This window comes from Streptomyces sp. CBMA123 (assembly GCF_014596465.1).
GTDB lineage: Bacteria > Actinomycetota > Actinomycetes > Streptomycetales > Streptomycetaceae > Kitasatospora.
The window spans coordinates 59,500-83,862 of sequence record NZ_MECK01000610.1 but is presented as its reverse complement, the minus strand read 5'-3'; the positions used below and the strand labels follow the sequence as shown (position 1 = coordinate 83,862).

General features: G+C 71.2%; 22 protein-coding genes and 1 pseudogene. 7 read left to right on the top strand and 16 right to left on the bottom strand.

Annotated features, from left to right (window positions below):
• Positions 1 to 55 precede the first annotated feature (55 nt).
• Entirely contained in the window at positions 56 to 751 is a 696-nt protein-coding gene (locus BG452_RS39365) for an SMI1/KNR4 family protein (protein ID WP_188309145.1), read from the top strand.
• Here the strand turns inward: BG452_RS39365 and BG452_RS39360 are convergent.
• From BG452_RS39360 to BG452_RS39345, 4 genes are all read right to left on the bottom strand, one after another.
• Positions 723 to 1,643: a helix-turn-helix transcriptional regulator gene (locus tag BG452_RS39360; RefSeq protein ID WP_188309144.1), complete on the bottom strand. Its 921-nt coding sequence runs from the start codon at positions 1,641 to 1,643 to the stop codon at positions 723 to 725. The genes BG452_RS39365 and BG452_RS39360 overlap by 29 nt on opposite strands.
• Positions 1,644 to 1,852: 209 nt before the next feature.
• Positions 1,853 to 3,226 carry a serine/threonine-protein kinase gene (locus BG452_RS39355; protein WP_188309143.1) on the bottom strand — a complete coding sequence of 458 codons (1,374 nt, stop codon included), beginning with the start codon at positions 3,224 to 3,226 and terminating at the stop codon, positions 1,853 to 1,855.
• A complete protein-coding gene (locus tag BG452_RS39350; protein ID WP_188309142.1) occupies positions 3,219 to 5,174 on the bottom strand; it encodes a caspase, EACC1-associated type in 1,956 nt (651 codons plus the stop codon). Before BG452_RS39350 ends, BG452_RS39355 begins: the two co-directional genes overlap by 8 nt.
• Positions 5,175 to 5,176: 2 nt before the next feature.
• Positions 5,177 to 5,548, bottom strand: a complete 372-nt coding sequence (locus BG452_RS39345) for an effector-associated constant component EACC1 (RefSeq protein WP_188309141.1) — start codon at positions 5,546 to 5,548, stop codon at positions 5,177 to 5,179.
• A 653-nt stretch (positions 5,549 to 6,201) separates the two neighbouring features.
• On the opposite strand from BG452_RS39345, the gene BG452_RS39340 reads away from it, so the two are divergent.
• Positions 6,202 to 6,927, top strand: coding sequence for a hypothetical protein (locus tag BG452_RS39340; RefSeq protein ID WP_188309140.1), 726 nt, complete (start codon positions 6,202 to 6,204; stop codon positions 6,925 to 6,927).
• Positions 6,928 to 6,957: 30 nt separating this feature from the next.
• On the opposite strand, the gene BG452_RS39335 is transcribed toward BG452_RS39340, so the two are convergent.
• Together BG452_RS39335 and BG452_RS39330 are read right to left on the bottom strand one after the other, a co-directional pair.
• Complete coding sequence (locus BG452_RS39335; RefSeq protein WP_188309139.1) at positions 6,958 to 7,299, bottom strand: hypothetical protein; 342 nt, start codon at positions 7,297 to 7,299, stop codon at positions 6,958 to 6,960.
• A gap of 270 nt (positions 7,300 to 7,569) precedes the next feature.
• Positions 7,570 to 9,528, bottom strand: a complete 1,959-nt coding sequence (locus BG452_RS39330) for an APC family permease (RefSeq protein WP_411293089.1) — start codon at positions 9,526 to 9,528, stop codon at positions 7,570 to 7,572.
• 310 nt (positions 9,529 to 9,838) lie between these two features.
• Between BG452_RS39330 and BG452_RS39325 the strand changes: the two genes are divergently transcribed.
• Positions 9,839 to 10,315, top strand: a complete 477-nt coding sequence (locus BG452_RS39325; RefSeq protein ID WP_188309137.1) for a Dps family protein — start codon at positions 9,839 to 9,841, stop codon at positions 10,313 to 10,315.
• 507 nt (positions 10,316 to 10,822) lie between these two features.
• On the opposite strand, the gene BG452_RS39320 is transcribed toward BG452_RS39325, so the two are convergent.
• Positions 10,823 to 11,260 (bottom strand): winged helix-turn-helix transcriptional regulator, encoded by a 438-nt coding sequence (locus BG452_RS39320; protein WP_223243398.1) that lies wholly within the window; start codon positions 11,258 to 11,260, stop codon positions 10,823 to 10,825.
• A gap of 140 nt (positions 11,261 to 11,400) precedes the next feature.
• Here BG452_RS39320 and BG452_RS39315 point away from each other — a divergent pair, with 140 nt between their 5' ends.
• Complete coding sequence (locus tag BG452_RS39315; RefSeq protein WP_188309135.1) at positions 11,401 to 12,273, top strand: aldo/keto reductase family oxidoreductase; 873 nt, start codon at positions 11,401 to 11,403, stop codon at positions 12,271 to 12,273.
• Between the two features lie 226 nt (positions 12,274 to 12,499).
• Here BG452_RS39315 and BG452_RS39310 read toward each other — a convergent pair whose 3' ends face one another.
• On the bottom strand, positions 12,500 to 13,924 hold the full coding sequence (locus BG452_RS39310) for an alpha/beta hydrolase family protein (RefSeq protein ID WP_317621438.1): 1,425 nt from the start codon (positions 13,922 to 13,924) through the stop codon (positions 12,500 to 12,502).
• 40 nt (positions 13,925 to 13,964) lie between these two features.
• Positions 13,965 to 14,528, bottom strand: coding sequence for an ArsR/SmtB family transcription factor (locus BG452_RS39305; RefSeq protein WP_188309133.1), 564 nt, complete (start codon positions 14,526 to 14,528; stop codon positions 13,965 to 13,967).
• A gap of 729 nt (positions 14,529 to 15,257) precedes the next feature.
• Between BG452_RS39305 and BG452_RS39300 the strand changes: the two genes are divergently transcribed.
• Positions 15,258 to 15,575, top strand: a complete 318-nt coding sequence (locus BG452_RS39300) for a DUF6221 family protein (RefSeq protein WP_188309132.1) — start codon at positions 15,258 to 15,260, stop codon at positions 15,573 to 15,575.
• A 230-nt stretch (positions 15,576 to 15,805) separates the two neighbouring features.
• Here the strand turns inward: BG452_RS39300 and BG452_RS39295 are convergent, their stop codons facing one another.
• Entirely contained in the window at positions 15,806 to 17,008 is a 1,203-nt protein-coding gene (locus tag BG452_RS39295) for a sensor histidine kinase (protein WP_188309131.1), read from the bottom strand.
• Between the two features lie 47 nt (positions 17,009 to 17,055).
• On the bottom strand, positions 17,056 to 17,730 hold the full coding sequence (locus tag BG452_RS39290; protein WP_188309130.1) for a response regulator transcription factor: 675 nt from the start codon (positions 17,728 to 17,730) through the stop codon (positions 17,056 to 17,058).
• A 267-nt stretch (positions 17,731 to 17,997) separates the two neighbouring features.
• Here BG452_RS39290 and BG452_RS39285 point away from each other — a divergent pair, with 267 nt between their 5' ends.
• The gene (locus tag BG452_RS39285; protein ID WP_188309129.1) at positions 17,998 to 19,947 is read left to right on the top strand and encodes a glycoside hydrolase family 9 protein; all 1,950 of its coding nucleotides are present in this window, start codon (positions 17,998 to 18,000) and stop codon (positions 19,945 to 19,947) included.
• A 341-nt stretch (positions 19,948 to 20,288) separates the two neighbouring features.
• On the opposite strand, the gene BG452_RS39280 is transcribed toward BG452_RS39285, so the two are convergent.
• The 4 genes and pseudogenes from BG452_RS39280 to BG452_RS46540 all read right to left on the bottom strand — a co-directional run.
• Positions 20,289 to 20,693: a peptidoglycan-binding domain-containing protein gene (locus tag BG452_RS39280; RefSeq protein WP_188309128.1), complete on the bottom strand. Its 405-nt coding sequence runs from the start codon at positions 20,691 to 20,693 to the stop codon at positions 20,289 to 20,291.
• A 68-nt stretch (positions 20,694 to 20,761) separates the two neighbouring features.
• Positions 20,762 to 21,133, bottom strand: coding sequence for a peptidoglycan-binding domain-containing protein (locus BG452_RS39275; RefSeq protein WP_188309127.1), 372 nt, complete (start codon positions 21,131 to 21,133; stop codon positions 20,762 to 20,764).
• Positions 21,134 to 21,254: 121 nt separating this feature from the next.
• Positions 21,255 to 21,653 (bottom strand): peptidoglycan-binding domain-containing protein, encoded by a 399-nt coding sequence (locus tag BG452_RS39270; protein WP_188309126.1) that lies wholly within the window; start codon positions 21,651 to 21,653, stop codon positions 21,255 to 21,257.
• 279 nt (positions 21,654 to 21,932) lie between these two features.
• Positions 21,933 to 22,288, bottom strand: a pseudogene (locus tag BG452_RS46540) (transposase); the annotation flags it as partial.
• A gap of 305 nt (positions 22,289 to 22,593) precedes the next feature.
• On the opposite strand from BG452_RS46540, the gene BG452_RS46535 reads away from it, so the two are divergent.
• Entirely contained in the window at positions 22,594 to 23,556 is a 963-nt protein-coding gene (locus tag BG452_RS46535; RefSeq protein WP_223243391.1) for a hypothetical protein, read from the top strand.
• On the opposite strand, the gene BG452_RS39255 is transcribed toward BG452_RS46535, so the two are convergent.
• A complete protein-coding gene (locus BG452_RS39255; RefSeq protein ID WP_188309125.1) occupies positions 23,477 to 24,280 on the bottom strand; it encodes a hypothetical protein in 804 nt (267 codons plus the stop codon). The genes BG452_RS46535 and BG452_RS39255 overlap by 80 nt on opposite strands.
• Positions 24,281 to 24,363 lie beyond the last annotated feature (83 nt).

Sequence of the window (24,363 nt, the reverse complement as noted above, 5' to 3'; positions counted from 1 at the left end):
AGCCGTATGCGCCGGCGGCTCGGCCGGGCGACCGGGATCCTCGGCCGCCCGCTGGTTGTCGGCGAACGAGACGAAGGGCAACGGTGTGCACCCCGGCGTCGAGGAACTCACGCGGATCATGTCGCCGGAGCACGGTGCCGATGAGCGTGTCGACTGGGCTGCCGCCCAGGTGGACTGGGGAGTCACCTTCCCGGAGGACTACCGAGCCTTCATGGCGGTGTACGGCAGCGGCTCGATCAGCGACGAAGCGGAGATCCTCGCACCTGCGCCCGTCGGAACGACCCTGGCCGCGTCGATGGCGGACGTGACCCGCGATGCCCGCGCCAGCCGGCAGATCGAAGGCGGGCGGGAAGTCCTCGACATCGACCCGAACGACATCCCGGCATGGGGCGTGACGTCCGGCCCTGACCTGTTGTGCTGGTTGACCGCCGACGGTGACCCCGACCGCTGGCCGGTGCTGGTCATCGGCCGTCACACCCGGCCGATGTTCACGATCCACCCGCCCGGTATGGCCGCGTTCCTCCGCCGACTGCTGTGCGAGGGCCCGGGGCTGTGGGAGCGATGGCCGCTCAGTATCGGGCGTCCACTGCTGACGAAGCCGGAACCGGGGTTCGTGCACCGGCAGGTGGAGTCGGACCGGTGGCGGACCAGTGGCGGACCGGCCTCGACCTGGAGTGCGTCGACGGCACGAAGCTGTGCATCTGCAGGATCGGGCCCCGCCGTCAGAGCCAGCCCTTGTGCGCGGCCTTGATTCCGGCTTCGAAGCGGCTGCTGGCGCCGAGGCGTTCCATGATCGAGGACATGTGGCGGCCGACGGTGCGGGAGGAGAAGCCGAGGCGCTGGCCGGCGGCGTCGTCGGTGAGGCCGGAGCCGAGCAGGCGCAGGAGTTCGCGTTCGGTGGTGGTGAGTCCGGTGCGGGGGTCTTCGGGGTGGGTGGCGCCGAGGGGGACGGCGGTGTTCCAGGCCTGTTCGAAGAGGTCGATCAGGGCGGCGAGGATGCCGGGTTCGGTGACGTAGAGGGCGCCCTTGCGGTTGTCCGCGGGGTCGATCGGGACGAGTGCCTGGCTGCGGTCGATGATCACCATGCGCTGTGGGATGGTGGCCGCGGTGCGGACTTCGCCGCCCTGGCTGAGCAGCCAGTGGGCGTAGGTGGTGACGTGTGGTTGGTTGCGGGTGGAGTCCTGGTAGAGGGTCCGCACGGCGATGCCGCGGGAGAGTGCCTCGGCGTCGGTGACGCGGCTGGCGAGGAGGTCCTCTGGTCGCTGGTTGCCGGGTTGGCTGCCGAGGGCCTCGGTGGCGGCGCTGTGGCCCATCCGTTCGAGGCGGGCGTGGATGGCGTCCATGCCGAGGAGGCGTTCTCCGTGGGTCGTGCGGTGTTCGGCGCGGTCCGCGACCATGCGCGTGACGGCCGCCCGTGAGGCCGCCAACTGGGCGTGTCGGGCGACGAGTTCGGCTTTCTGTCGGGTGAGGATGTCGGCCGGGCCGATGTCTGGACTGACCGCGCGCAACTGTCCGGGGTGCTCGGCGGAGGCCCGTACGAGGGCGAGCTGACTCAGCTCCTCCAGGTGGTCGTGCACCCGAACGGCGGTCAGGCCGCAGTGGGCGGCGATCTCGTCCACGCCGTAGGCAGGGTGATCGAGCATCGCCTGGTACGCGGCAGTCGCTCCGGCCGTCAGGCCCAGTACTTCCGCCCCGCCACAGGTCGAGGCCCCGGAAGCCACCGTCGCCCAGCAGGAGCATTCCGGGCGTCAGGGAGACGAACAACCCCCGCTCCGTGGTTCGGGTGGGGTCGGAGCTACGGGCCGGCCGCGGCGGCCCTCACCCGGCATCGGGTTCGGGCCGGGGCGAGGTGTCATCTCCTGGAGCGCCAGAACGGTACGCGCCACCAGCGCCGACGTAGACCGGTGCGTGGAGGGGGCGGGAGCTCGGCCTCGATGGGAGAGGCGGAGGTACGCAGCAGCCCCCCGGGCGTGGGTCCGTCCGCTGAGTTTGAGGACGACGGCGTTACCGCCCGGGGGTGGGCCGGGGTTGGGTTCGGTCCGCTCTGCGGGAGGGCGGTTGCGGCGGGCCCCGCCCCAGGCGCAGTCGTGGGCTCCGGGACCGCGGGACGGCGGAGGAGCGAGAGCGTGGAGTCTGGAGGGCGCCGCCAGGACAGGCCGGTCGACGGCCCGTCCTGGCGGAGCCGCTCGGCCGGTTCTCCCGGAGCGGGCTGGAGGACCGTCTCGGCCGTGGCGGGTCCGGCCGGCAGCGCCGGCGGCTCGGCGGGTGACGGCTGGTACGGGCGGTCGAGGTCGAGGACGAGCTGTGCGCGCCGCAGGGTGGCGCGGGAGACGGCGTCCGGCAGCCAGTCCTCCAGCGCGATTCGCCGCTGCGCGGTGCGGACCTGCCGTTCGGAGAGCGCGCCGAGCAGGCCGTCGACGGTCGGTCGGGCGGCGGGGTCCTTGTCCAGGCAGGAACGGACCCAGCCCTCGAGGTCGGCGGGCAGCGAGGAGAGCCGGGGCTCGTCGTGCAGCACGTTGTAGATGACGTTGAGGAGGTTCTCGCCGTCGAAGGGAGGAACTCCGGTCGCGGCGAAGCTCATCACCGCACCCAGGGCGAAGACGTCCGCCTCCGCCGTCACGGGCCGCTGTCCGGTGACCTGTTCCGGCGCCAGGTAGCCGGGGGTCCCGATGATCGCTCCGGTGGACGTCTGCCGGGTCGAGCCGTCCATGGTCGAGATGCCGAAGTCGATGAGGCGTGGCCCCCGGGGGGTGAGCAGGACGTTCGACGGTTTGAGGTCGCGATGCACGACGCCGGCCGCGTGGACGGAGTCCAGTGCTCTCAGCAGTCCGTACCACAGCGTGTGCAGTGACTCGGCGGGGAAGGGGCCGAAGGCGTTGACGCTCTGCTGGAGGGAGAGTCCCGGGATGAAGGCCGTGGCCATCCAGGCGCCGTTGTCGTCGGCCTCGGCGTCCAGGAGCGGCGCGGTGAACGCCTCCGGGATCCGCGACACCACCGAGATCTCGCGGCGGAAGCGTTCCTGCGCCCCCCGCTCGCGCAACAGTTCCGGGCGCAGGACCTTCACCGCCGCGGCCCGGCCGGTGACCGAGCGCGCGAGGTAGACGATCCCCATGCCGCCGGCACCGAGGCGCCCGAGCAGCCGGTAGCCGCCCAGCTCCCGGCGGTCGACCGACGAGAGGGGTTCCAGCCCGTCGGGCAGGCCGGTCCAGGGCCCCGGCTCAGCCATCGTTCCACTTCCCCCAACCCCGCCAGTCGGTGGTCCGGCGTCCCCTTCCGAAGAGGATCTCCCCTCTGAGCTTCCGGTCCGCCCGGCGGCGCCAGCGCGCCAGCAGCACCTCGTTCGCGCGCACCTCGGGGTGGTCGGAGCCGAGGGCCCGGCGCAGTTCCGGCAGTACCTCGTGGAAGATCCGCAGCGCCGTGCGGACGTCGCCGTCCGCGCCCGTCCAGTGGGCGAGCCGGGCGCGGTTGACCAGGGTGATCCGGTCCTGCTCGCCCAGGATCCAGTCCAGGTCGTCGAGGAGTTGCCGCAGGAGGGCGATGGCCGCCCTCGGGTCGCCGGCCTCGCCGGTCCAGTGCGCGTGCTGGCTGCGGGCGAGGAGCGTCTCGCGGGCGTCCCGCCCGGCCACGCGGCTCAGATCGGGCACCACGGTCGCGAAGAGCCGGCCGGCGGCTCTCGGCGAACCGGACAGGCCGGTCCACTGGCCGAGCCGGGCCCGGCCGATGAGCGTGTGGAGGTCGTCGGCACCGAGCAGCCAGTACAGGTCGGGGACGAGGGTGCCGAGCAGACGGACGGCCTGATGCGCCTGGCCGGTCCGTCCCGTCCACTGGGCCTGGTTGATCCGCCCGACCAGGGTGTCGCGGTCCTCCGGCCCGAGGACCCGGTGCAGGTCCGTGACCAGGAGGCCGGTCAGCTGCGCGGCGGAGCCCGGGTCACCGGAGACCCCGATCCAGTGGGCGAGCCGGCCGCGGCCCAGCAGTGTCTCGCGGTCGTCCGGTCCGATGGCGCGGGTCAGGTCGCCGACCACTTCGCCGGTCAGCCGTGCCGCTTCCACCGGATTCCCGGCCTCCCCGGTCCAGTGGGCGAGTTGGGCGCGGCCCACGAGCGTCACCCGGTTGTCGGCGCCGAGCACCCGGGTCAGCGCGCCCACCGCCGCCGTGGACAGGTCGAGTGCCTCGCGGACCTGGCCGGCGGCGCCCAGCCACTGGGCGTACTCGATCCGCCCGGCCAGGGTGTCCGGGTCGTCCGAGCCCAGGATCTGCGTCATCTCGTCGAGGACGTTGCCCAGTTCCGAAGCGGCCGATCGCGCGTGACCGCCCTGCCCGAGGCGTCGGCCGGCCTCGACGAGGGACTGGAAGCGCTCCCGTTCCGTCACCGGTCCCCGCCGGTCGGCGGCGGCCTCGGCCGGTTCCCGCCGGCCGAGGCGTCGGCCCCGGGGACGGCTGAGGATCAGGTTCGCGGCGGTGTCCGTGCCGCACTGCTCCGGCTCCGGCCACCCCTTGGACCGCAGTGCGAGCCGCAGGTGCGGGAAGAGCACACCGAGGGTCACCCCGTCCGGGCCGGCGCCCTCGACTCCATTGCGCAGAGCGCGGAGGAGTTCACTGGTGAAGGCTGTGTGCCGCTTGCCCTCCTCGAAGTGGGAGGGCGAGTTGGGCGGCGACGAGACCAGCGTGTACGCGCCGGCGATCTCCAACTGCTCGGCCACCGACGAGGTGCTCCCCGACAGTCCGCCCGCGACCGCGCGGCCGGAGAAGCAGCAGTCGAGGATGAGCACCCGGACACGGGCCGGACTCGCCCGGAACGCCTCCCTGATCACGTCGAGCGGGCAGGCGGTCAGGGACAGCATGGTCTGGTCGGTCTCGGTGAGGGCGAGGAAGAGCTCACCCTTCTTGTCGCCGATCAGGCCATGACCGGAGTAGTAGACCAGGAGCACGTCCTCGGCGGCGGCCGCCGCCTTCATCAGAGGCAGCCCGAGGTCCCTCGGCTGCCGCGGGTCCAACACGGTGGTGACGCGATCGGGGGTGAAGGCACCCGGTTGCCCCTCGATCAGGACGTCACGGAAGTCGAGCACGTTGTTCGCGATCGACGGCACGTCCGCGAGCCCGCTCTCGTGGGAGTACTGCGCGGTGCCGATCAGCACGGCCCACGAGCGGGCGGCGTCGGGAAGCCGGAACACGGTCAGTCCGAGGCGCCGTCGGCCCGCGGGTCGCCGTGCAGGGCGGCCCTGAGCACCGTCTCGACGTCGGACCGCGCGACATGCTCGGCGGTCACCTCGGTACGGGTGCCGTCCGGCCTCACCGTCTTGAGCCTGACGGTGCTGGTGCGGGGCTGGCTCAGGTACGCCTTGAGCGAGGCGGCGAGCGTGGTGAGCGCGCTGCCCGCCCCCAGCGCCACGACGAGGGTGTCGGACCACGACCCGAGTTCGCCCCTACCGGCAGCGGCCTCCCCGACGCGGACCCGGCCGCGGAGCGCCGGTTCGCCCGCGAGCCAGTCGCGCAGGTCGAGCACGGCGTCAGGGCCGCCTGTCTCCACCGCGAGCCAGGATTCCATCACAGCGACTCCCCCTTGGATCGAACCGATGCGGGCGCACTCCGCACCTCTAGGACGACGGTGCGGCGCGTCCTGTTCCCCCTGCGGCTGACATGGTATGACGGCTCATCAGGAACGGGCCATGCGTCGGGGCGCCGCTTCCTGCCGACGGGAGCTGCGGCGAGCGCCTGCGCGGCGTTGTGGGCGCAGGAGACCGGCGAGGGCCTGCCCGCTGAGGCCTGCTGAGGGCCTGCTGAGGGCAGACGGGGCGAGTCAGAGCGATTGCGGACATCGATGCCAGCAGGGCAGTGGCCAGGATGATCCACGTTCGACCGGAGTTGCTTTTCTGGGCCATTCGGTCCCCTCGAATGGGATGCAATTATTCTTCGCGAGCGATAGTTGCACCCCGCACGGTAGCGCTGGGCGAAGTGCGGCGCACTGGAGATAAAAGCTCCATGGGCGCCCTTATGGCACTCTTTCGAGCATGATCGTCAAGGCTTTGTCATTCTTGGCAATGACATCGGTGCGCCGTCGGTGATTTGCCGAATAAGTACCGGATCCCGGCTCGCTTGACTTCGCACACCCCGTGCCGCAAGCATGGCCGTGACTGCCGGGGAGGGGCCGTGACGCAAAGTACCGTCCGCCAGATGTCGAAGCGCGGACGACGGAATCGCTTGACCGCGGTAGCCGCCATAGCCGTCCTCGGTGGCGGGTTCGCCATCACCACATGGATCAACCGGGGCCCGGAAACCAAGGTCTACGAAGGCCCCGCGGCCGGCTACCCACTGCTGGTCAGCTCTGACGGCCGGACCCTGACACTCAGCATCGGCTGGGGCTGCGAGAAGCAACCCGAGCTCGTGGTGCGCGAGTCCGCCAACGCGGTGAAGATCTCCCTGCGGCACACGGTCCCCCCGGGCTTCTGCGACCCTGGCGGCTACGGACAGATCACCACCCACCTGAGCAAGCCGCTCGGTTCCAGGACGCTGAGCGACGCCACCGGCAAGCCCGCCATCCACTTCGACGAGCGCAACCTCCTCCGGCCCGCGTACTTGCCGGAGAACTACTACGCGGCCCCAGCAGGCAAGATGGTCTACCTGCCCGGTGTGGCCCCACTGTCGACCGACACCCCCGCCTGGGCCATCGGGTACACGCTGGGCACGGAGCCCAACGTGCAGGGGTACCTGATCATCAGCCAGACCCTCCGGAACAGCGCTCCACCGGACGGACGGGCCGTCACAGTCAAGGGTCACCCCGCGACCATCACGCACCCGGACTCCAATGGCGATCCCCGTTCGCTGACGTGGTCGGACGGGACCTACACCTTCGTCGTCGCCACCGGCGCCCCTCCACGGCTCTCGGACGAGGAACTCATCCACGTCGCCGAGAGCCTCGGCGGCTGACACTACAAGGGCAACATCTTGTGGGGCCGTTCAGCGGGTGGTGTTGCCGTGGACGATCGCGCGGCCGGGGTAGTGGGCGCCGATGTAGGTGCGGGCGGCGGTGAGGTCGCCGACGACGCCGACGGTGGTGCGGCCGTCCGGTGCGAGGTCGGTGTTGAAGACCTGGAAGTCGGGTCGGTCGAGGGCCTGGAGTTCGCCCTCGAGCTGGTAGTCGTGGCCGCGCCGGTAGACGAGGTCGGAGGTGACGTGGCCGCGTACGACCTCGGTCTGGCCGGGAAAGCGCTGGTCGAGGGCGCGGCGGGCGTCGTCGAGGTCGCCGATCACCTCGACGGTCTGCACCCTGTCGCCGGGGTGGGCCCCGACGGTGTCCACGTGCCAGGTGGCCGGGCCGACGCCGGCGTTGTAGATGGCCTGCTGGAGGTCGGCCAGCGCCTGCCCCCGGGGCCCGGCGGGCGATTTCCTGTCCTGCTCCTCATCGAAGCCCGGTGGCCGCCCGCCGCGCGAGCGGCCGAGGCCCTCACCTCCCGCACCATCTCCGCCCGCCGGGCGGCGAGGCTCCGCCGCGGCATCCCGTCCTGGTGTTCTCCGGGCCCAGCCCCCTTTGAGGCCAGGGCCGGCGGCCCGTCGCGCCCGCGCCGCCCGTCAGGTGGCCGGGGGCCTCCCGCCGGGAGCCGAGCGGTGCGCGCGGATCGCCGCCGAGACGTCGAAGGGCACGATGGTGGCGGCGACATGGGGGAGCCGGCTGACGGCGTGGGCGATCGAGTCGCCGCTGCGGGCGTGCAGGAGGCGCCCCACGACGGGCCCGTAGGAGCGGCGCGGGATCAGCAGGGTGACCTCGGTGCGGCCGTCGGCGCTCACCCGGGCGGCGAGGTCGGCGATGGCCCGGTGCAGCCGCCGGTCGGGGCAGTCCACCAGGTCGAGCGGCACGTCCGCGGCCGGGCCGGCCGCCCAGGCCTTCCGCAGCTGATCGGCGTGCGCGGTGTCGAGCGCGACGTGGACGGCGCGCAGCTGCGCGGGCCGCAGGGTGTGGGCGTAGCGCAGGGCGGTGGTGACGGCGAGGTCGAGGCGGTCGACGAGGACCAGGACGACGTTGCGGGTCCGGGTCGCGGTCGACGCCGTGGCGGGCGCGGCGTCCAGGGCCTCGTGCTCCGCGCGGTAGCGCTCGTTGGTGCGGATCAGGGCCCACACCCCGAGCGGGAAGACCAGTACGACGGCCCAGGCTCCTTCGGTGAACTTGGTGACGGCGAAGACGACGACCACGGCGGCCGAGGCGACGGCGGCCAGGGCGCCGATCGCGGTCTTGAGCACCCGGTGCGCCTCCCGGCGCCGCCAGTGGTGGCGGGCCAGCCCCGCGGCGGCCATCACGAATCCGGTGAACACGCCGATCGCGTAGAGCGAGACGAGCCTGGTGACGTTCCCGTGGGTGACCAGCAGCAGCACCAGCGACACGGCGGTCAGCAGGAGGATGCCGTTGGAGAAGGCGAGGCGGTGGCCGCGCATGGTGAGCCGGCGGGGCAGGAAGGCGTCCTCGGCGACGAAGCTGGCCAGGAAGGGGAAGCCGTTGAAGGAGGTGTTCGCCCCGGTGTAGAGGATCAGCGCGGTGGCGATCTGGACGGCGGCGAACATCGCCTGGCCGAAGCCGCTCCGGCCGAAGACCAGGTGCGCCTCCTGGGCCAGCACGGTGGGGCTGCCGGAGGCGAAGGGGATCGCGTGCGTCCGCCACGCCAGCACCGAGATGCCGAGCACCAGGGTGCCCAGCGTGACGCTCATGATCACCAGGGTGCGGCGGGCGTTGGCGCCCCGCGGCTCCCGGAAGGCACCGACGCCGTTGGAGATGGCCTCCAGCCCGGTGAGCGAGGAGCCGCCGTTGGCGAACGCCCGCAGCAGGACGAACAGCGAGGCCCCCATCAGCACTCCGCCGCCGGGCGCCCCGACGGGCACCGCCCCCGCGGCGTGCAGGTCCGCCTCGCCCAGGCGCGGCAGGGTCCCGGTGGCCAGGCGGACCAGGCCGACCAGCACCGTCAGCCCGGCGGCGAGGACGAACAGGTAGGTGGGGACGGCGAACGCCCGGCCCGCCTCCCGGATCCCGCGCAGATTGCCGTAGCACAGCAGGCAGACGACGCCCAGCGTCAGCCACAGCTTGTCCGCCCCGAGGTCGGTGTGGAAGAGCAGCTGCAGCATCGAGGCGACCGCGTCCGTCCCGGCCGCCGCCTGCACGGCCACCGTCACCACGTAGTCGATCAGCAGGGCCACCGCCGCGACCTGCGCGACGTGGGGGCCGAAGTTCTCCCTCGCCACCACGTACGAACCGCCCGCACGGGTGTAGGTCATGACGACGTCGCGGTAGCACAGCGTCAACAGGAGCAGTAGCACCAGGATGACTCCGGTCACCGGTACCACCAGGGCGAAGCCCGCCAGCCCCACCACCGGGACGAGTTGCGTCAGCATCTGCTCGGTGCCGTACGCACTGGAGCTGATGCAGTCGGGCGCGAGGACTCCCAGGGCCACCGGCTTGGACAGCGTCTCGTCCCGCAGCCGCGCCGTGACCAGGGGCGGCCCGAGCAGCAGCCGCTTCACCCGGTAGCCGAAACGCTCCGGCACGTCCGCCTGCTCCGCACCGCCCTCCGGCTCCGCGCTTCGCTCCGTCACCGTCGCCACCCCGCACCGCCCTTCGGCCCGTCCAACCCCGGCGCGCCGCAGCGGGCGCCGTTGCGCGACTGCCCCCGCAGCGGCCGGACAAGCCTGTCGAACCCGTCGAAGCGCCGGCATCCCCGTCCGGTGCGTCCCGGAGCCGTCGGCCGAACAGGCCGAACAGGCCGAACAGGTGTTTCCGACCGGCGAAGGAGGGAAGCCGCCGGATGATCCGCGGGGGCCGACCGACGGCTCCCCCCGACCGAAGGAGAGCAGCACCATGGGCATCGTCATCAGCAGCCCGCTGCCGGAGGCCGACCGCAAGACGACCGGGCACGCCCTGCAGGGCACCCTCGTGGACCTGCTGGACCTGTCCCTGGTGGCCAAGCAGGCCCACTGGAACCTCTACGGCCCGCGCTTTCGCTCCGTCCACCTCCAGCTGGACGAGGTGGTCGCCACCGCGCGCGAGTACGCCGACGGCGTGGCCGAGCGCGCCGCCGCGATCGGGGTCAGCCCCGACGGGCGGGCCGCCACCGTCGCCGGGTCCAGCAGCCTGCCCGCCTTCCCCGAGGGCTGGACGGCCGACACCGCCGTCGTCGAGTACCTGGTGAACGCGTTCGGCGCCGTCATCGGGCGGATGCGGGCGCGGATCGAGGACACCGCGGCGGCGGACCCCGTCACCCAGGACCTGCTGATCGGGCTCACGGCCGAACTGGAGAAGCACAGCTGGATGTTCCAGGCCGAGAACCGGACCTGACGGCCGCCCCCGGGCCGCGCCGGGCCGTCATCGCTGGAGGACGGAGCGGACCTGACACCCTTCGGAGCCCGACGGCTCGGACGCGGCCCGGGCCACGGCGCACGGCGGGCATCCCGGCCACCGTCCGGACCCGTCCGGTGAAGTCGCCCCGGGTGCGGTTCCGGTCTTTCGACCGGTCCGTTTCCCGGAGCCGCTTCCCGAACCGGGCATGCGACTTGGCATCGCACCCCGGCTCTCCACAAGCACCGGAGGGGAACTCGTGGTGGTGGCTGGGCGACCGGCTGACCCCCGCGCGTGCAGGGAGGAGGCTCTCTGACCTGCGGCTCTGGAAGGCGTTTGCCGTTCCTTGACTATTGCAGGCAGACGAGTGCGCCTCTGGAGAATCGGGCTGGTCCTGGGGGATGCCCCTGGCGATGACCGACGGTATCCGTGTCCGTATGCCGGCTCTTCGCAGTTGAGGGTGGAGCGCCGAGAACATAGAGCTGTTGGACGGTTGGATGTGAGTCGTCAGGAGGTGCGAGCGTCGTGGTTCTCACGGTTTGCGAGGACCTCGGCCATGTGTGTTTGCGCCCAGTTTCTGAGCCCGCGCGTCATGTGGTGGAGCGAGAGGCCGAGGTCGGTCAGCTCGTAGGAAACGGTGACAGGGACAGTTGGTGTCACGGTACGGGTGAGCAGGCCATCGTGCTCCAGCGACCGTAGCGTCTGGGTCAGCATCTTCTGGCTGACTCCGGCCAGAAGACGAGAGATCTCGGAGTAGCGCATCGCCTTCGGAGCGTCTGCGTGTGCTGCACCGGGCCGGCCAGGGCTGGTGTCGCCGCCCAGCGCACACAGGATCAGGACGACCCACTTGTCCGAGATTCGGTCGAGCAGCTGCCGGCTGGGGCACCCCGCCAGGAACGCGTCGTACTCCACCTTGGCCTGGGCCCTCTTCTGGGCCGCCTTCATCGTCGTCACTGATCGAACCTCTTACCGATGGGTGGGTTACGCACTCTGAAGTGCCTACTTCCCGACAGGAAGTTTCTCTCCAATGCTGATGCAGGGAGGCGGCAGGCGCCACCCCCCAGTGCACGACGAAAGGCATCAGGATGAGCACACCCTCCCTCTCTCTTCCCGGCGGTACCCGGACTCTGAGTGACTTGACCGTCACCCGGTTCGGCTACGGCGCCATGCAACTGGCCGGCCCGTGGGTCATGGGGCCGCCCACCGATCGCGAGGGGGCCCTGGCCGTTCTGCGTGAAGCGGTCGACCTCGGCATCACCCACATCGACACCAGCGACGCCTACGGGCCGCGCATCACCAACGAGTTGATCCGCGAGGCGCTGCACCCCTATCCCGAGTCGCTGCACATCGTGACCAAGGTGGGCGCGACCCGAGACGAACAGGGTGGCTGGCCCACGGCCCGGCGACCCGAAGATCTGCGCCAGCAGGTCCACGACAACCTCAAGTCCCTCCAGCTCGACGTACTCGACCTGGTCAACCTCCGACTCGGCAACGCCGAAGGCCCCCAGTCCGGCTCGCTCGCCGAGGCGTTCGAGACGCTCGTGGAACTCCAGCAGCAAGGCCTGATCCGCCATCTCGGGGTCAGCAACGCCACCGAGGGGCAGGTCACCGAGGCACAGAGCATCGCGCCGATCGTGTGCGTGCAGAACATGTACAACCTCGCCCACCGCCACGACGACAAGCTCATCGACCGGCTCGCCACCGAAGGCGTCGCGTACGTGCCCTTCTTCCCTCTTGGAGGCTTTACCCCGCTTCAGTCCTCGGCGCTCTCGGCGGTCGCCGCTCGATTGAAGGCGACACAGATGTCCGTCGCACTGGCCTGGCTGCTGCAGCGATCACCGAACATCCTGCTCATCCCCGGCACGTCATCGACAGCGCACCTTCGCGAGAACATCGCCGGCGCCGGACTCTCCCTCTCGCATGAGGACTTGACCGAGCTGGACGACATCGGCCGCTGAACACCCCGTAGCTGAACGGCCTACAAGCCACGACCGAAGCCACCGTTCACGTTTCGGTCCCGGTCGCCTTCGCGCGACCGGGACCGAAGCAGGACGATTCGCCCTCAGCTGGTGGTGCCGCCGCTTCGGCGGCGAAGGCACACCGCGTGACACCGTGACCCGGCGCCTGGCGCACGAGAGCAATAGTCAAGACTTGTGGATTACGACTCCGTCGGGCAGGACTGAGTCACGGAGTGACTCCCCACCACACCACCCACGGCACGAAGCCGACCGCAGCAAGTCCGACCGGGGCCAGGCGCAGCCACATGGCCAAGCTCGGAGTCGGGTGGCTGCGCCGGACTGCCCTGGCCGAGGCGACGGTGGACAGCACGACTGCGACCGCGAGCCCCTGCACCACCAGCCACGAGGCGGGTTGGCCCGAGATGACCGGCGTGGCCGCACCCTCTCCCGCGACGAAGACAGCGATCGAGCACCCCACCGTTGCTATGACCGCCAGCAGGCCGAACCCGGCCAGCCATCGGACCGGGCGCAGGACCGGTCCGCGGCGCAGTACGGCTGAGATCGGGTAGGTGGCGAAGCCGAGGAGCAGCAGGGTCGGGGCGACCCAGACGTACCAGGCGTCGCGGGGTATGGGGGTGCTGGCGAGTTCCTGTCGGGGTGCGGGTTGGACGGCCGATGCCGGTGGGTGGCCGGCGGCGGTGGCCAGTACCCATGTCGTCATGGTCTGGGCATAGTCGGGGGCGAGTTCGCCGAGGTTCCTGCCCTGGAAGAGGGGGCCGCCGATCCGGTCGAAGCCGTCCGAGGTGCGGTGTCCGTTGTGCGCGCCGTGGGCGATGAAGCTGATGACGGCGTGTTGGTTGCCTGCGCGGGCGAGGGCCTCGCGGAAGATCCGCGCGCTCTCCTGGGCCGGTACCTGTGTGTCGTGGTCGCCCCACAGGGCCAGCAGCGGGGTTCGGCTCAGCCGTTCCAGCGCCGGCAGGGGGTCGTAGTCGGCGGCGGGGAACAGGCCGGTGGTGGCCATGAGTTGGGCGGCGGGGCCGGCCACGGTGCGGCGGAAGGGTCCGCTGACCCCCTGGTGCTGCAGGTGCGTGGTGAGGTTCCAGGCCTGGGTGCGCAGAGTGTCGTAGCCGGGGCCGCCGATGGTGAGGACGAACGCGACGTCGTTCGAGCGCGACGCGGCCAGCGGCGCCACCCAGCCGCCTTCGCTGAACCCCCACAGCCCGACCTGATGCGGATCGACCCCGTGGCTGGACTGCAGCAGCCGCACGCCGGCGAGGGCGTCGTCGGCCAGCAGGCCGAAGTCCCGGTGGAGCAGGGAGTAGCTGACGGTGCGTTTGTCGTAGACGAGCGTGGTGATGCCGGCCTGGGCGAAGGCCTCGGCCTCCTGCTCGTACTCCTCCCTGGGTCCCGGGCCCGAGCCGCCGACGAGCACGATGCCGGGCCCCGTGCCCGGTATCGCGTCCTTGCGGAGCACGGTGCCGTGCAGGACCAGGCCATTGCCGCCCCGGAAGGTGACCTCCTGGCGGATCAGCCCGTCCCCGTCGGCGTGCGCCGACGGCGCACCCAGCATGAGCAGGCCGCCGGCCAACAGAGCGGCCAGGAAGACCAGAAGAGCGCGCGGCGGTGGCGCGGTTCTGAGTGAGAGCAGCACGACGTTTCCCCCTTGTGTGTCGGCCATCTGGGTCGTGTGGTCAGTCGGTCTCGGGAATTCCGAGCAGCCGGACCAGGACGGGACGCGCCCCCGACGCGTCAGCCTGCTCGGGTGTCGAGTACCGGTAGAGGAGGGCGATGTACTCCTCGAAGAACGCCTGAAGTTGATCGGGGTCGACCCTGAGCGTCGCGCGCGAGAAGAGCGCCGCGTCGGCCCACGGTCCCAGGGCGTCGCGCGCCTCCTCGAACCGCCGGGCGGAGTCGACGAGCTCGGCGAGGTCCAGGCGGTGCATCTGCGTCAGTGCCTCGCGCATCTGCGGTGTCTGTCGGCTGTACGGCGGGAACCGCCGATCTCCGGGCACGGCCCGCCACCACCGCTCGCGTCCCTTCGCCAGCTCGGGCACCTCCTCGACGAGGCCGTGCTTGGCCAACTGCCGCAAGTGGTAGCTGACCAGGCCCGTGCTCTCACCCAACTCGCGGGCAAGCACGGTCGAGTTGGCTGGCCCCCGACGCAGGCATCGCTCGATCTTCTGCCGCACCGGGTGCGCGAAGACGCGCAGCGCCTCGACATCGGCGATCTCCTGGGCAGGCGGCTGTTCCGGCATGTCGGCAGCCTACGAGTTGCAAATAGGCTTTGCAAGTCTGTTTTGCAACTCGTGCCGAAGGGAGGTCCGCGTCGCCTGGTCCGGGACTACGGGGCCCGTACCACCAGCCGCCAGACCCTCGACCGTCTCCCCCCGACGTCCCCGGGCCCGCGCTCGGCCGACACCCAGCTGCTCTGGGCCTACCGGTCGAGGTGAGGGCACCTCGGCGCTGCGCTTCCGGTGTGCTGGTCAGTGGTCGGCCGCCCGGCCGCTGGGCGGCTCGACTGCCGGATGCGCCGTGCGGGGCGCAGGTAGCGGGTGACGAGGTGGGGAAGTCCGTCGTCGCCCGGCCCTGTTTCGTCCGGCCCCAAGATGTCTTGCAGTTGGGCGAGCTGTCGTACAGCTGGGGACCGGTCAGCAGCTCCCTGGGCACCCGGACGGCGGTCCCGAGCGGGGTCTGCCGGTCCGCGTGAGGACGGGGCGCTGGCAATCGGGTCGGTGCGGTGGTGCTCACCCCCTCGCCATCGAGCGCGTGCGCGATCCTGCGCAACGTCGGGACACTGAGCCCGGCCCGGAAGGGGCGGTGTGTGTCCCGTGCTACTGGACCTTGACCGATTGCCACTGAACGTCGACCGAGGTGCCGTTCTGCCACTGAGTCTCGACCGCCCTGCTCAACGGCCGTCCGACCGGGCGTGCGGCGACAGACGCAGGGCTTCACGCATCGTGCGGCCGTGGGTCAGGATGACCGCCATGAACGATGGCCTCATCCCGTTCGTGCGAGCGAAGCTCGACGCGGACGAGCACGACGTCGTGAGGATCACGGCGCTTGCTCCCCCCGACACGGACGTGCACCTCGACAGCACGATCCCAATGATCGACATGGTTCGCGCGGTCACAGATCTCTACGCACCGGTTGCGCACCTCGACACGCCGGCTGTGGGCGCCACCGGCAATGACTTCGACGCCGGGTGGGCCGCCGGCCTTGGAGCGGCGGTCAGACTCCTTGCCCAGATCTACCACGATGCCCCCGGCTACCGTGAGGAGTGGCGTCCTCAGACGCTGCCCTAGGAAGCCCCGCCCGTCCCAAGTCCTGGCCGTACGCACCCGGGGGCTGGTGAGGCCGTCGGCGTTCGCCGGCGCGCACTGGGCAGCGGTCGAACGTCAGTGGCAATCGGTCAAGGCCAGCGGCACAGGACAGGGTGCCGAAGCGCGATACCTGTCAGATCGGCACGCAAGCTGTCACCACGATCGATCCAGGCGGCCGGCGACGCTCAATGATCGGGCCGGGCGGGGCCGGCTCAGGTGTTGGTGTGCTGGGGCAGCAGCAGCTCGGCCAGTGTCCCGCCGCCCGAGGCAGGGGAGAGCTGGGCGGTGCCGCCGTGGAGTTCGGCCACCCAGCGGACGATGGCGAGGCCGGTGCCGGTGCCCGTGCTCGCAGGCCCGGTGACGTGGCGTTCGAAGACCCGGGTGCGGTCCTCGGCGGGGATGCCGGGGCCGTGGTCCCGTACGGCGACGCGGCCGGGGGTGACGCTCACCTCGACCGGGGTTCCGCCGCCGTGCCGCAGCGCGTTCTCGACGAGGTTGCGGACGGCCTGGGCGAGCAGTTCGGGGTCGCCGTTGACGACGGCGGCTTCGGTGGTGAGCGTGACGCCACTGTGGTCGGGGAGTTCCTCGACGGTCTGTTCGACGAGCTGGTCGAGCCGTAGCGGGGTCAGCTCGATGTCCTGGGTGCCGGCTTCGACGCGGGCGCGGGCCAGCAGGCCGGTGACCAGGCGGCCCAGGCGGTCGACCAGCCGGACGGCCTCGTCCAGGGCCTGCGGTGCCCGGGCCGGCGTGGTGCTGCCGTTCTCGACCACCAGCCGCAGGGTGGCCAGCGGGGTGCGCAGTTCGTGGGCCGCCTCGGCGAGGAACTGTTCCTGCTGTTCGAGTCCCCGCAGGGCGGGTCGCATGGCCCGCCCGGACAGGAGGTGGCCGACGGCGGCGGCGGCCAGCACCAGGGCCGCGCAGCCCGCGGCCAGCCAGCGCAGCAGTCGGGTGTGGGCGGCCAGGCTCCGGGCGGGGTCGGCGCCGACCAGGACGGCGGCGCCGATCCTGTCGTCGTCCCAGACCGGGGCCGCGGCCCACTGGTATTCCCGGCCGTCGACGTCGGCGCTGACCAGGACGGTCTCCTGGTCGTGCTGGACCTGCTGCCAGATCTCGTCCAGCGCCGCCTGGCCGGGCAGGGCGGTGGGGGAATCGCGTGCGTAGCGGATCTGCGGCCGGGTGTGGTCGGGTGCCTGGAGGACGCCGAGCTTCTCGGCGCTGCGGGCCAGGTCGTCCTCCGGCAGCGCGTCGAGGTGCAGGACGCCGCCGTCGTAGTACAGCGTGCGGGCGAGCCCGTCCGCCCGGTGGCTGACGCCGCTGTCGAGCTCGTCCGTCCGGGACCGGCCGTCGGTGCGCACCGCGATGACGGCGAGCACCAGCAGACAGGCGGCGGTGGTCGCGGCGAACAGCAGGGTCATCGCCCAACGGGCGCGGTGCAGGCGCGCGACGGCGGGGGTGCGCGGTGTCACAGGCCCGGGGCCTGGTCGTCGATGCGGTAGCCGACACCGCGCACCGTGTGGATGAGTTCGGGCGGGCCCAGTTTGCGGCGCAGTTGGCCTATGAGGACGTCGACGACGTTGGAGAGCGGTTCGGCCTGCTCGTCCCAGCAGCGTTCGATGAGGTCGGTGCGGGTGACGACCTCGCCGGCCCGCAGCATCAGGACCTCCAGGACCGAGAACTCCTTCGCGGTGAGGGTCAGGAGCACGCCCGCTCGCCGCACCCGGCGGCGCGGCAGGTCGAGTTCGAGGTCGCCGACGCGCAGCTCGGGCAGCCGTGCGGGCTGGCCGCGACGGCACAGGGTGCGCACTCGGGCGCTGAGTTCGGCGAAGGCGAAGGGTTTGACGAGGTAGTCGTCGGCGCCGTGTTCGAAGCCGGCCACGCGGTCGGTGACCGCGTCGAGGGCGGTGAGCAGGAGGACCGGCAGGGTGGAGCCCCGCTTGCGCTGGGCGGCGAGGAGGGTGAGCGCGTCGCCGTCGGGCAGGGTGCGGTCGGCGATGAGGCAGTCGTAGGTGTTGACCGCGAGCTTGAAGTCGGCGTCGGCGAGATCGCCGGCGAAGTCGACGGCGAAGCCGGCTTCGCGCAGGCCTCTGATGATCACGGGGCCGAGTTCGGGGTCGTCCTCCAGGACAAGTACGCGCATGACGGGCGAGCCTACTGGGTCGAAAAGGGCACGAACGCCGCTGTAGCGGTGCTTGACCGCCATCTCCGGACGGTGTCCGAGGGCCCGGCGCCGTCACACCGCTGCCGGACTTCCGCGTGAGGGGGGCGGGGGCGGGGGCCGAGGCGGGGGGCGGGGTGCCCGTGCCGTCGCAGAGCCGGAGCCGGGGAATCGGGTTCCGCGGGCGGGCCGGGGGTCTGCCCGGGCTTCCTCATGTTGGCCTCATGCGCCGGCTGACAGTGTGCGGGCATGGCAAAGATTCGTCCCCGCGTAATCGGCATCACCGCCGCAGGTCTGGCCGCTACGGTCGTCGCGGTCTTCTGCGTTCAGTCCGCACAGGGATCGGACACCCTGGCGGGAGCACCCCGCGCAGAGGTCCGCGTCGACCAGGTCGGTTACACGCCCGGTGAGACCAAGCAGGCCTACCTCATGACCTCCGTCCCCCTGACCTCAGCGTCCTTCCGGGTACGTGACGCCGCCGGGAACGAGGTGCTGAGCGGCAAGGTCGGAGCCTCCACCGGGCGGTGGAACGACGCCTACCGGAACGTCCACACCCTGGACCTGTCCGGCCTGACCAAGCCCGGCGACTACCGGGTGGAGGTGTACGGGAACATCAACGCGGTCTCCCCGCGGTTCCGCATCGCACCCGCCGGTGAACTGTTCGGCAAGCTCATCCAGGACAACGTCGGCTTCTTCCAGGCCCAGCGCGACGGGGCCGACGTCGTGCCCACCAAGCTGCGGCGCCGGCCCTCCCACCTCGCGGACCGCCAGGCCACCGTCTACGACACCCCCGCCTACGACGAGGACGAGAGGGTCCTGACCGCGCCCCTCAAGCCGGTCGGCGGCCCGGTCGACGTCTCCGGCGGCTGGAACGACGCCGGTGACTTCCTCAAGTTCACGCACACCGCCTCCTACTCCACCGCCAGTCTCCTGCTCGCGCAGCGGACCACGCCCGTCGGCGGGACGGAGCTGGCCGCCGAGGCCCGCCACGGGCTCGACTGGCTCGACAAGATGTGGGACGACAAGTCCCGCACCCTCTACGTCCAGGTCGGCCTGGGCAAGGGCGACACCGACGACGGCTCCGGCAAGATCCGCTCCGACCACGACGACTGGCGCCTGCCCGAGGCCGACGACGCCCTGCAGGTCAAGCCCGGCGACCCGAACTACCTGATCAAGCACCGCCCGGTCTTCCGCGCGGCACCCCCCGGCAAGCCCATCAGCCCCAACCTCGCCGGACGCGTGGCCGCGACCTTCGCCCTGGCCGCACAACTGGACGCCGCCGACAACCCCGCCCGGGCACAAGCGGAGCTGGAGAAGGCCGCGCACGTCTACGCGCTCGCCGACACCACCCCCGGAGACCAGCTCGTCACCGCCTTCCCGCACGGCTTCTACCCCGAAGCCTCCTGGCAGGACGACATGGAATTCGGCGCCACCGAGATGGCGCTGGCCGCGCAGGCCCTCGACGACAGCCGGGCGGCCGGCTGGACCAAGCAGGCCGGCCACTGGGCCAAGCGGTACCTCGCCTCCGACACCCTCGGCACCCTCGGACTCGGCGACGTCAGCGCACTCGCGCACGCCGACCTCGTCAAGCTCCTCGACTCCGGCGCCCAGAGCACCGAGGCCACCCGCGACGACCTCGTCGCCGACCTCAAGCGCCAGCTCGACGACGGCAGCTCCCGCGCCGCCAAGGACCCCTTCCGGGCCGGCGCCGTCTACACCGACTTCGACTCCGTGCCCCACACCTTCGGCCTGGCCGCCACCGCCCAGCTGTACCGGCGCGTGACCGGCGACTCCCACTACGACGCGTTCGCCACCCAGCAGCGCAACTGGACGCTGGGCGCCAACGCCTGGGGTTCCTCCTTCGTCATCGGAGCCGGCAGCACCTTCCCGCACTGCCCCGAACACCAGGCCGCCAACCTCGCCGGTGACCTCGACGGCGAAGGCGACATCCTCCGGGGCGGCGTCGTCAACGGACCCAACGCGGCGGAGAAGCTGAAGGACCTCAACTCCTTCCCCGGCATGCGCAAGTGCCCGACCAGCGACGGCAACCCCTTCGCCGCGTTCGACGGCCACGGCAGCGGCTTCATGGACCACGTGGGCGCCTGGCAGACCGTCGAATCCGCAGACGACTTCACCGCCACCGCCCTGCTCTCCTTCACCCTCTCCGCCGCACCCGGCCCCGAGACCGCCCGCAGCTGACACCAGGCAACACGCCACCGCACACCGGACGAGCTGACGCAGGGCCGCGGCCAGCCGACCCGGCCCCGTGCGCAACCGCATCAGTGAACGTCGCCGCGTCGAAGCCGTCGACGGCGGCTCCCGCGCACGACGGCCGGCCTGGCCGCACCCGGCCCCACGGAGTTCATCACCATCGCGTTCGACCAAGAGCTCACGGAAGCCGCCAACTGACCAAACCAGCCTTTCCGCCGCCCCGCCGCCCCGCCGCCCGCACTGGGCATCGGCGGGGCGGCGCCGTCCGCAGACACCTCCGGCACGACCTCGACCCCGATCCCGGCCGCCGCCCGCGCCGTCCGGGAGGCCTACTCGAACTCGGTCCGTGCGATCAGGCCGTGCCAGGTGTTCCGTCCGACCAGGCCGTCCACGCCGCCGGCGTCGGAGTACTTCTGCTGGTAGGCCACGACCGCGTCGTACGTCTTGCCGCCGAAGTCGCCGTCCACGAAGTTGGCGACGTCCTGGCTCGGGACGAGGCCCAGCTGCACGAGATCGGACTGCAGCTCCTTGACGCAGACGCCGCCCGAGCCCTTGCCGAGCGTCACGTTCGGGAGGTCCCAGCCCAGGTAGTGGTAGCTGCCGACCTCCTGCATGCAGGCCTGCCAGTAGTTGTAGTCCGCCTGGGCCGGCGTTGCGGTCAGTCCTGCGACGGCTGCCACCACCGCGCCGAGCATCGCGGTGTTACGTACGGCACGCTTGCCTGCTGCCTTCATGAGTCTGCCCTTCGAGTGGTGGGGGGCCGGGCGGGTCCCGCGTCGGCCGTCGGTGCTGCCCGGAACGGTCAGTTGTCGAACCGCTGGCACGCGTAGTTCGGGTGGTAGAGCTTCTCCCAGGTGTTGGGGCCGACGATGCCGTCCTCCGACAGCCCGTTGCAGTGCTGGACCCAGATCACGCCGTCGTAGGTCTGCTGGCCGTACTTGCCGTCTATCTGCACGGCGTTGTTCATCCCGAAGCCGCTCTCGAAGAGGATCAGGCACTGGGCCTGCTTGACCGCGTCGTTGTTCTGGTTCGGGTACACGTCGGGCCTGGCGCCGTCCGGGAGGTAGCTGCAAAACCCGTCCGCGGACGCCTGCGGGGCCAGGGCCACCACGCCTCCCAGGGCGATGGCAGCAGATGCGGTGGCGGCGGCCACCCGGCGCCGGAACCTGGTCATGACGAACACCCTGGGAACGGCGGTCGTGCACGGAATTTCGGCCGGACTCTCGCGACTTTCGGCCGGCCGGAGGTGCCCCACCGGCGGCCCGGGTCCTGGGCCGCCGGGACCTGAGGGGGGATCACCAGGCGACGAAGCGCAGCGCGGGCCAGGTGTCGGGGCCGACGAAGCCGTCCGGGGTCAGGCTCTGCGTGTTCTGGACGCCGCGCACAGCGTCCTGCGTCTTCGGCCCGTAGTAGCCGTCCACGGTCAGGTTGCTGCCGATCGTGTTGAGCAGGCACTGCGCCTCGACGGTGGCCCAGCTGAAGGTGTTCGGGGACGGGGTCTCGGTGTAGCCGTTGTAGAAGCCGAAGTGCTTGTCCGACTCGGAGGGCTTGTACGGCGCGCCGCCCTGCTCGTACTCACGGCCGGCGCAGCTGATCGGGGTCGCCGCCGACGCGGTGCCGGCGGTGGCGATGCCACCGGTGGCGAGGAGCAGGGTCGCGGCCACCGCGAGAGTGGCCTTCTTCATGACGTTCATCGCGATCCTCCGTAGCCAGGACGCCGGCCGCTGTCGCCCGGCTCGCCCTGTGATCCGTCGGTCCACCCCGGAGCCGACAGGGAGGACTCTGCACCAGGCGCGAGCCCGTTTGGCCCGCTGGGACGTTGGCAGGGGATGTCTCTGCTCGTCCCAGGGCGCTGACCTGCGGCTTGGGACACCCGACCGGTCATCCGGGGACGAGGGAGGGATACGGAAGGGACAGCGCCAGGGTTCTGGGAGTCGTTGCAGCGCCCCAGCTTGTGATTCGTCCCGTTTGGCGGGGTTTCGTGTTCTGGCGTGCAGGTGCCGGAACCCGCGTCGGACTCGTGCGGGGGTGAGCTTGTTCGGTTCGGCCGGCTTCTCCCGGGGCCGTCGCAGGGCGGGGTCGGAGAGCGGGCGAGGCGCAGCTGGGTGCGGGCGGTGACGATCAGCCAGGTCCAGCGGTCCGCCGCCTCGGCTTCCCGCGGTCTCGGAGCGGTCCAGCCCGGTGTCTGCTTGATCATCCTGAGGAAGTGCTCGATGTCGAACCTGCGCAGGAATGCCTGCCAGGCCAGGTCGGTCTCCGCGGGGCCGGCCGTGGCCCGTGACCACCACAGCCACAGCGGCTTGGGGTCGCCGCCGCTGGGCGGGGAGTCGGCGGGCCAGGAGGTGACGGGCAGGGGTCAGGCTCGCTGCGGACACGACGGTTTTCCGGACGGTGCGGCTGGTGAGGACGGGGAGAACCTCGCCGATCCGTTCCGGCCGTCGCATCAGTACTGCTACTCATCCGTGCAGGTCCGGACACCAGGCGCACTGCTGCGACGTTCCCTCAGTCCCGTTGCGGAAAAGCGCTGAAGCGGCTGTGAGCACCGTGGTACGTTCCGTAACCTCAACAGAAAACAGTTGACCCCGGCGGTGCTACCAACACCCCGGGGTCCGGCGCCAGGAGCAGCAACTCCCGATGCACGTTCATCGTAGCGAACACGCACGCCACTTCACCGTCCTTCCCAACGCCGTCCTGCAGTTCCGCCGGCTGAGCTACACCGCCCGCGGCCTGCTCGCCGACCTCCTCTCCCGCCCCGACGGCTGGCGCGAGGACGGCCGGCACATGGCAGACACCAGTACCCATGGGCGCGGCACCGTCCGCAAGGCCCTCAAGGAGCTGACGGCCGCGGGCTTCTACCGGACCGAGAAGGTCCGCATGCCCGACGGCACCATCCGCACCGAGGCCCAGCGCACGATCGGGTTGGGCGACCGTCTCGGCAAGCCGCTGGAAGCGCCCAGCAAGGCCGGGCAGATCTCCGCGCGAACTGGACGTGCCGTTGACGGCCCGCCTTCTGCCGCTCGTCGACGTCCGACAGGGTGGGACGGGCTCCGCAGCGCGCTGAAATCGGAGTGCACACCGGCCCGGGAGAGTGTCACAGTCACTGCCGTGACATTGATGAACGTGCTCGTCGACTTCGCCCGAACCGGCCTGATCGGCCCTCTTCACTGCGGAATGCCCCTGGCCGAGGCCGAGGACGTCCTCGGTCAGGGGCGCCCACACCCCGCCATCCGCATGAAGCGGCCAGACATCGACGGCTATCCATACTCGTGGGGCGGACTTAAGCTGGACGTCACCCAGCGGGCGGTCAGCGGCATCTGGATCCACCTCTGGCCCGGTTCGACCGCGAATCTCCCCTCGTTGGTCCTGCCCGATTCAGAGTCGTTCGAGGCCACCGTGCTCCGCGAGGAACTGGTCACGGCCCTGGACACCGCAGGATGTGAGCACTATGTCAACGACACCCTCACGTTCGGACAGCAGTCCAGCATCCGCACTCGACCCGCTGACGTCTGCGCGGTCTTCAGTCTCCCGGGCCGGGACAACCACGTGCCTCACCGAGACCGCCACTACCTCGGCGTGATATACAAGCACACTGCTTGACATCGCTGATTCCACAGAGTGATCCGGTTGACGTGGCCTTCGACGACGCCGGAGCTCCACGGCAGTGTGACGCCGGCGGTGACGGCGGCGAGTCGCGTTCGAGGCCGTTGGCGAAGGCGTCGAGGCTGGGCAGGTCGTCGGCGTGGACCGCCTTGATCCATCGCGGGAGCTGGTCACCCTGGAGCTGAGTGAGCATCTTCCCGAATACGCGGACGTGCCCGGTGCGGGCGGCGTCGACGGGCGGGCTCGACTCCGGGGTGCGGCGGGCGCGGGCGTGGTCGGCGGCCTGCTTGCGGATCAGTTCGGCGGTGGCCTTCTTTGGTGGCCAGTTCTCGTACCCCGCACGGGCGTTGGCGTCGCGGGCCGCCGCCATCGCGAGGCGGAGCGAGCTCACGGGCGCGCCCGTGCCGTCGCGTCCGCCGCGGTGGCGCAGGCGGGAGATGCAGGAGACCAGGTTCGCCTTGCTGGTGCGGGGTCCCGGGTGCCGGCCGTTGTCGGCGCACCAGCGGGCGAAGTAGCGCCACTCTTCGGCGTAGGTCTGGCTGGTGCGCGCCGGCCGGGCGGTGGCGAGGTCGTCGGCCGCGTCTGCGGTGAGGGTCTCGTTCGGGTCGACTCCGTAGAACGCGAACCGCGCGAGTGCCTGGCTGTCGTCCACCAACTCGCCGATCGCCACCTCGGCAGCGGTCTCCGCCAGAGCGGGCAGATTGCCCGCGTCCGCATCCACTGGCGCTCTCCTTCCGGTTCGGCGGGCTGATGATCCGTCCGGGCACCGTATCTGTACCAGGAGCTGTATTGCATCCTCTAAAT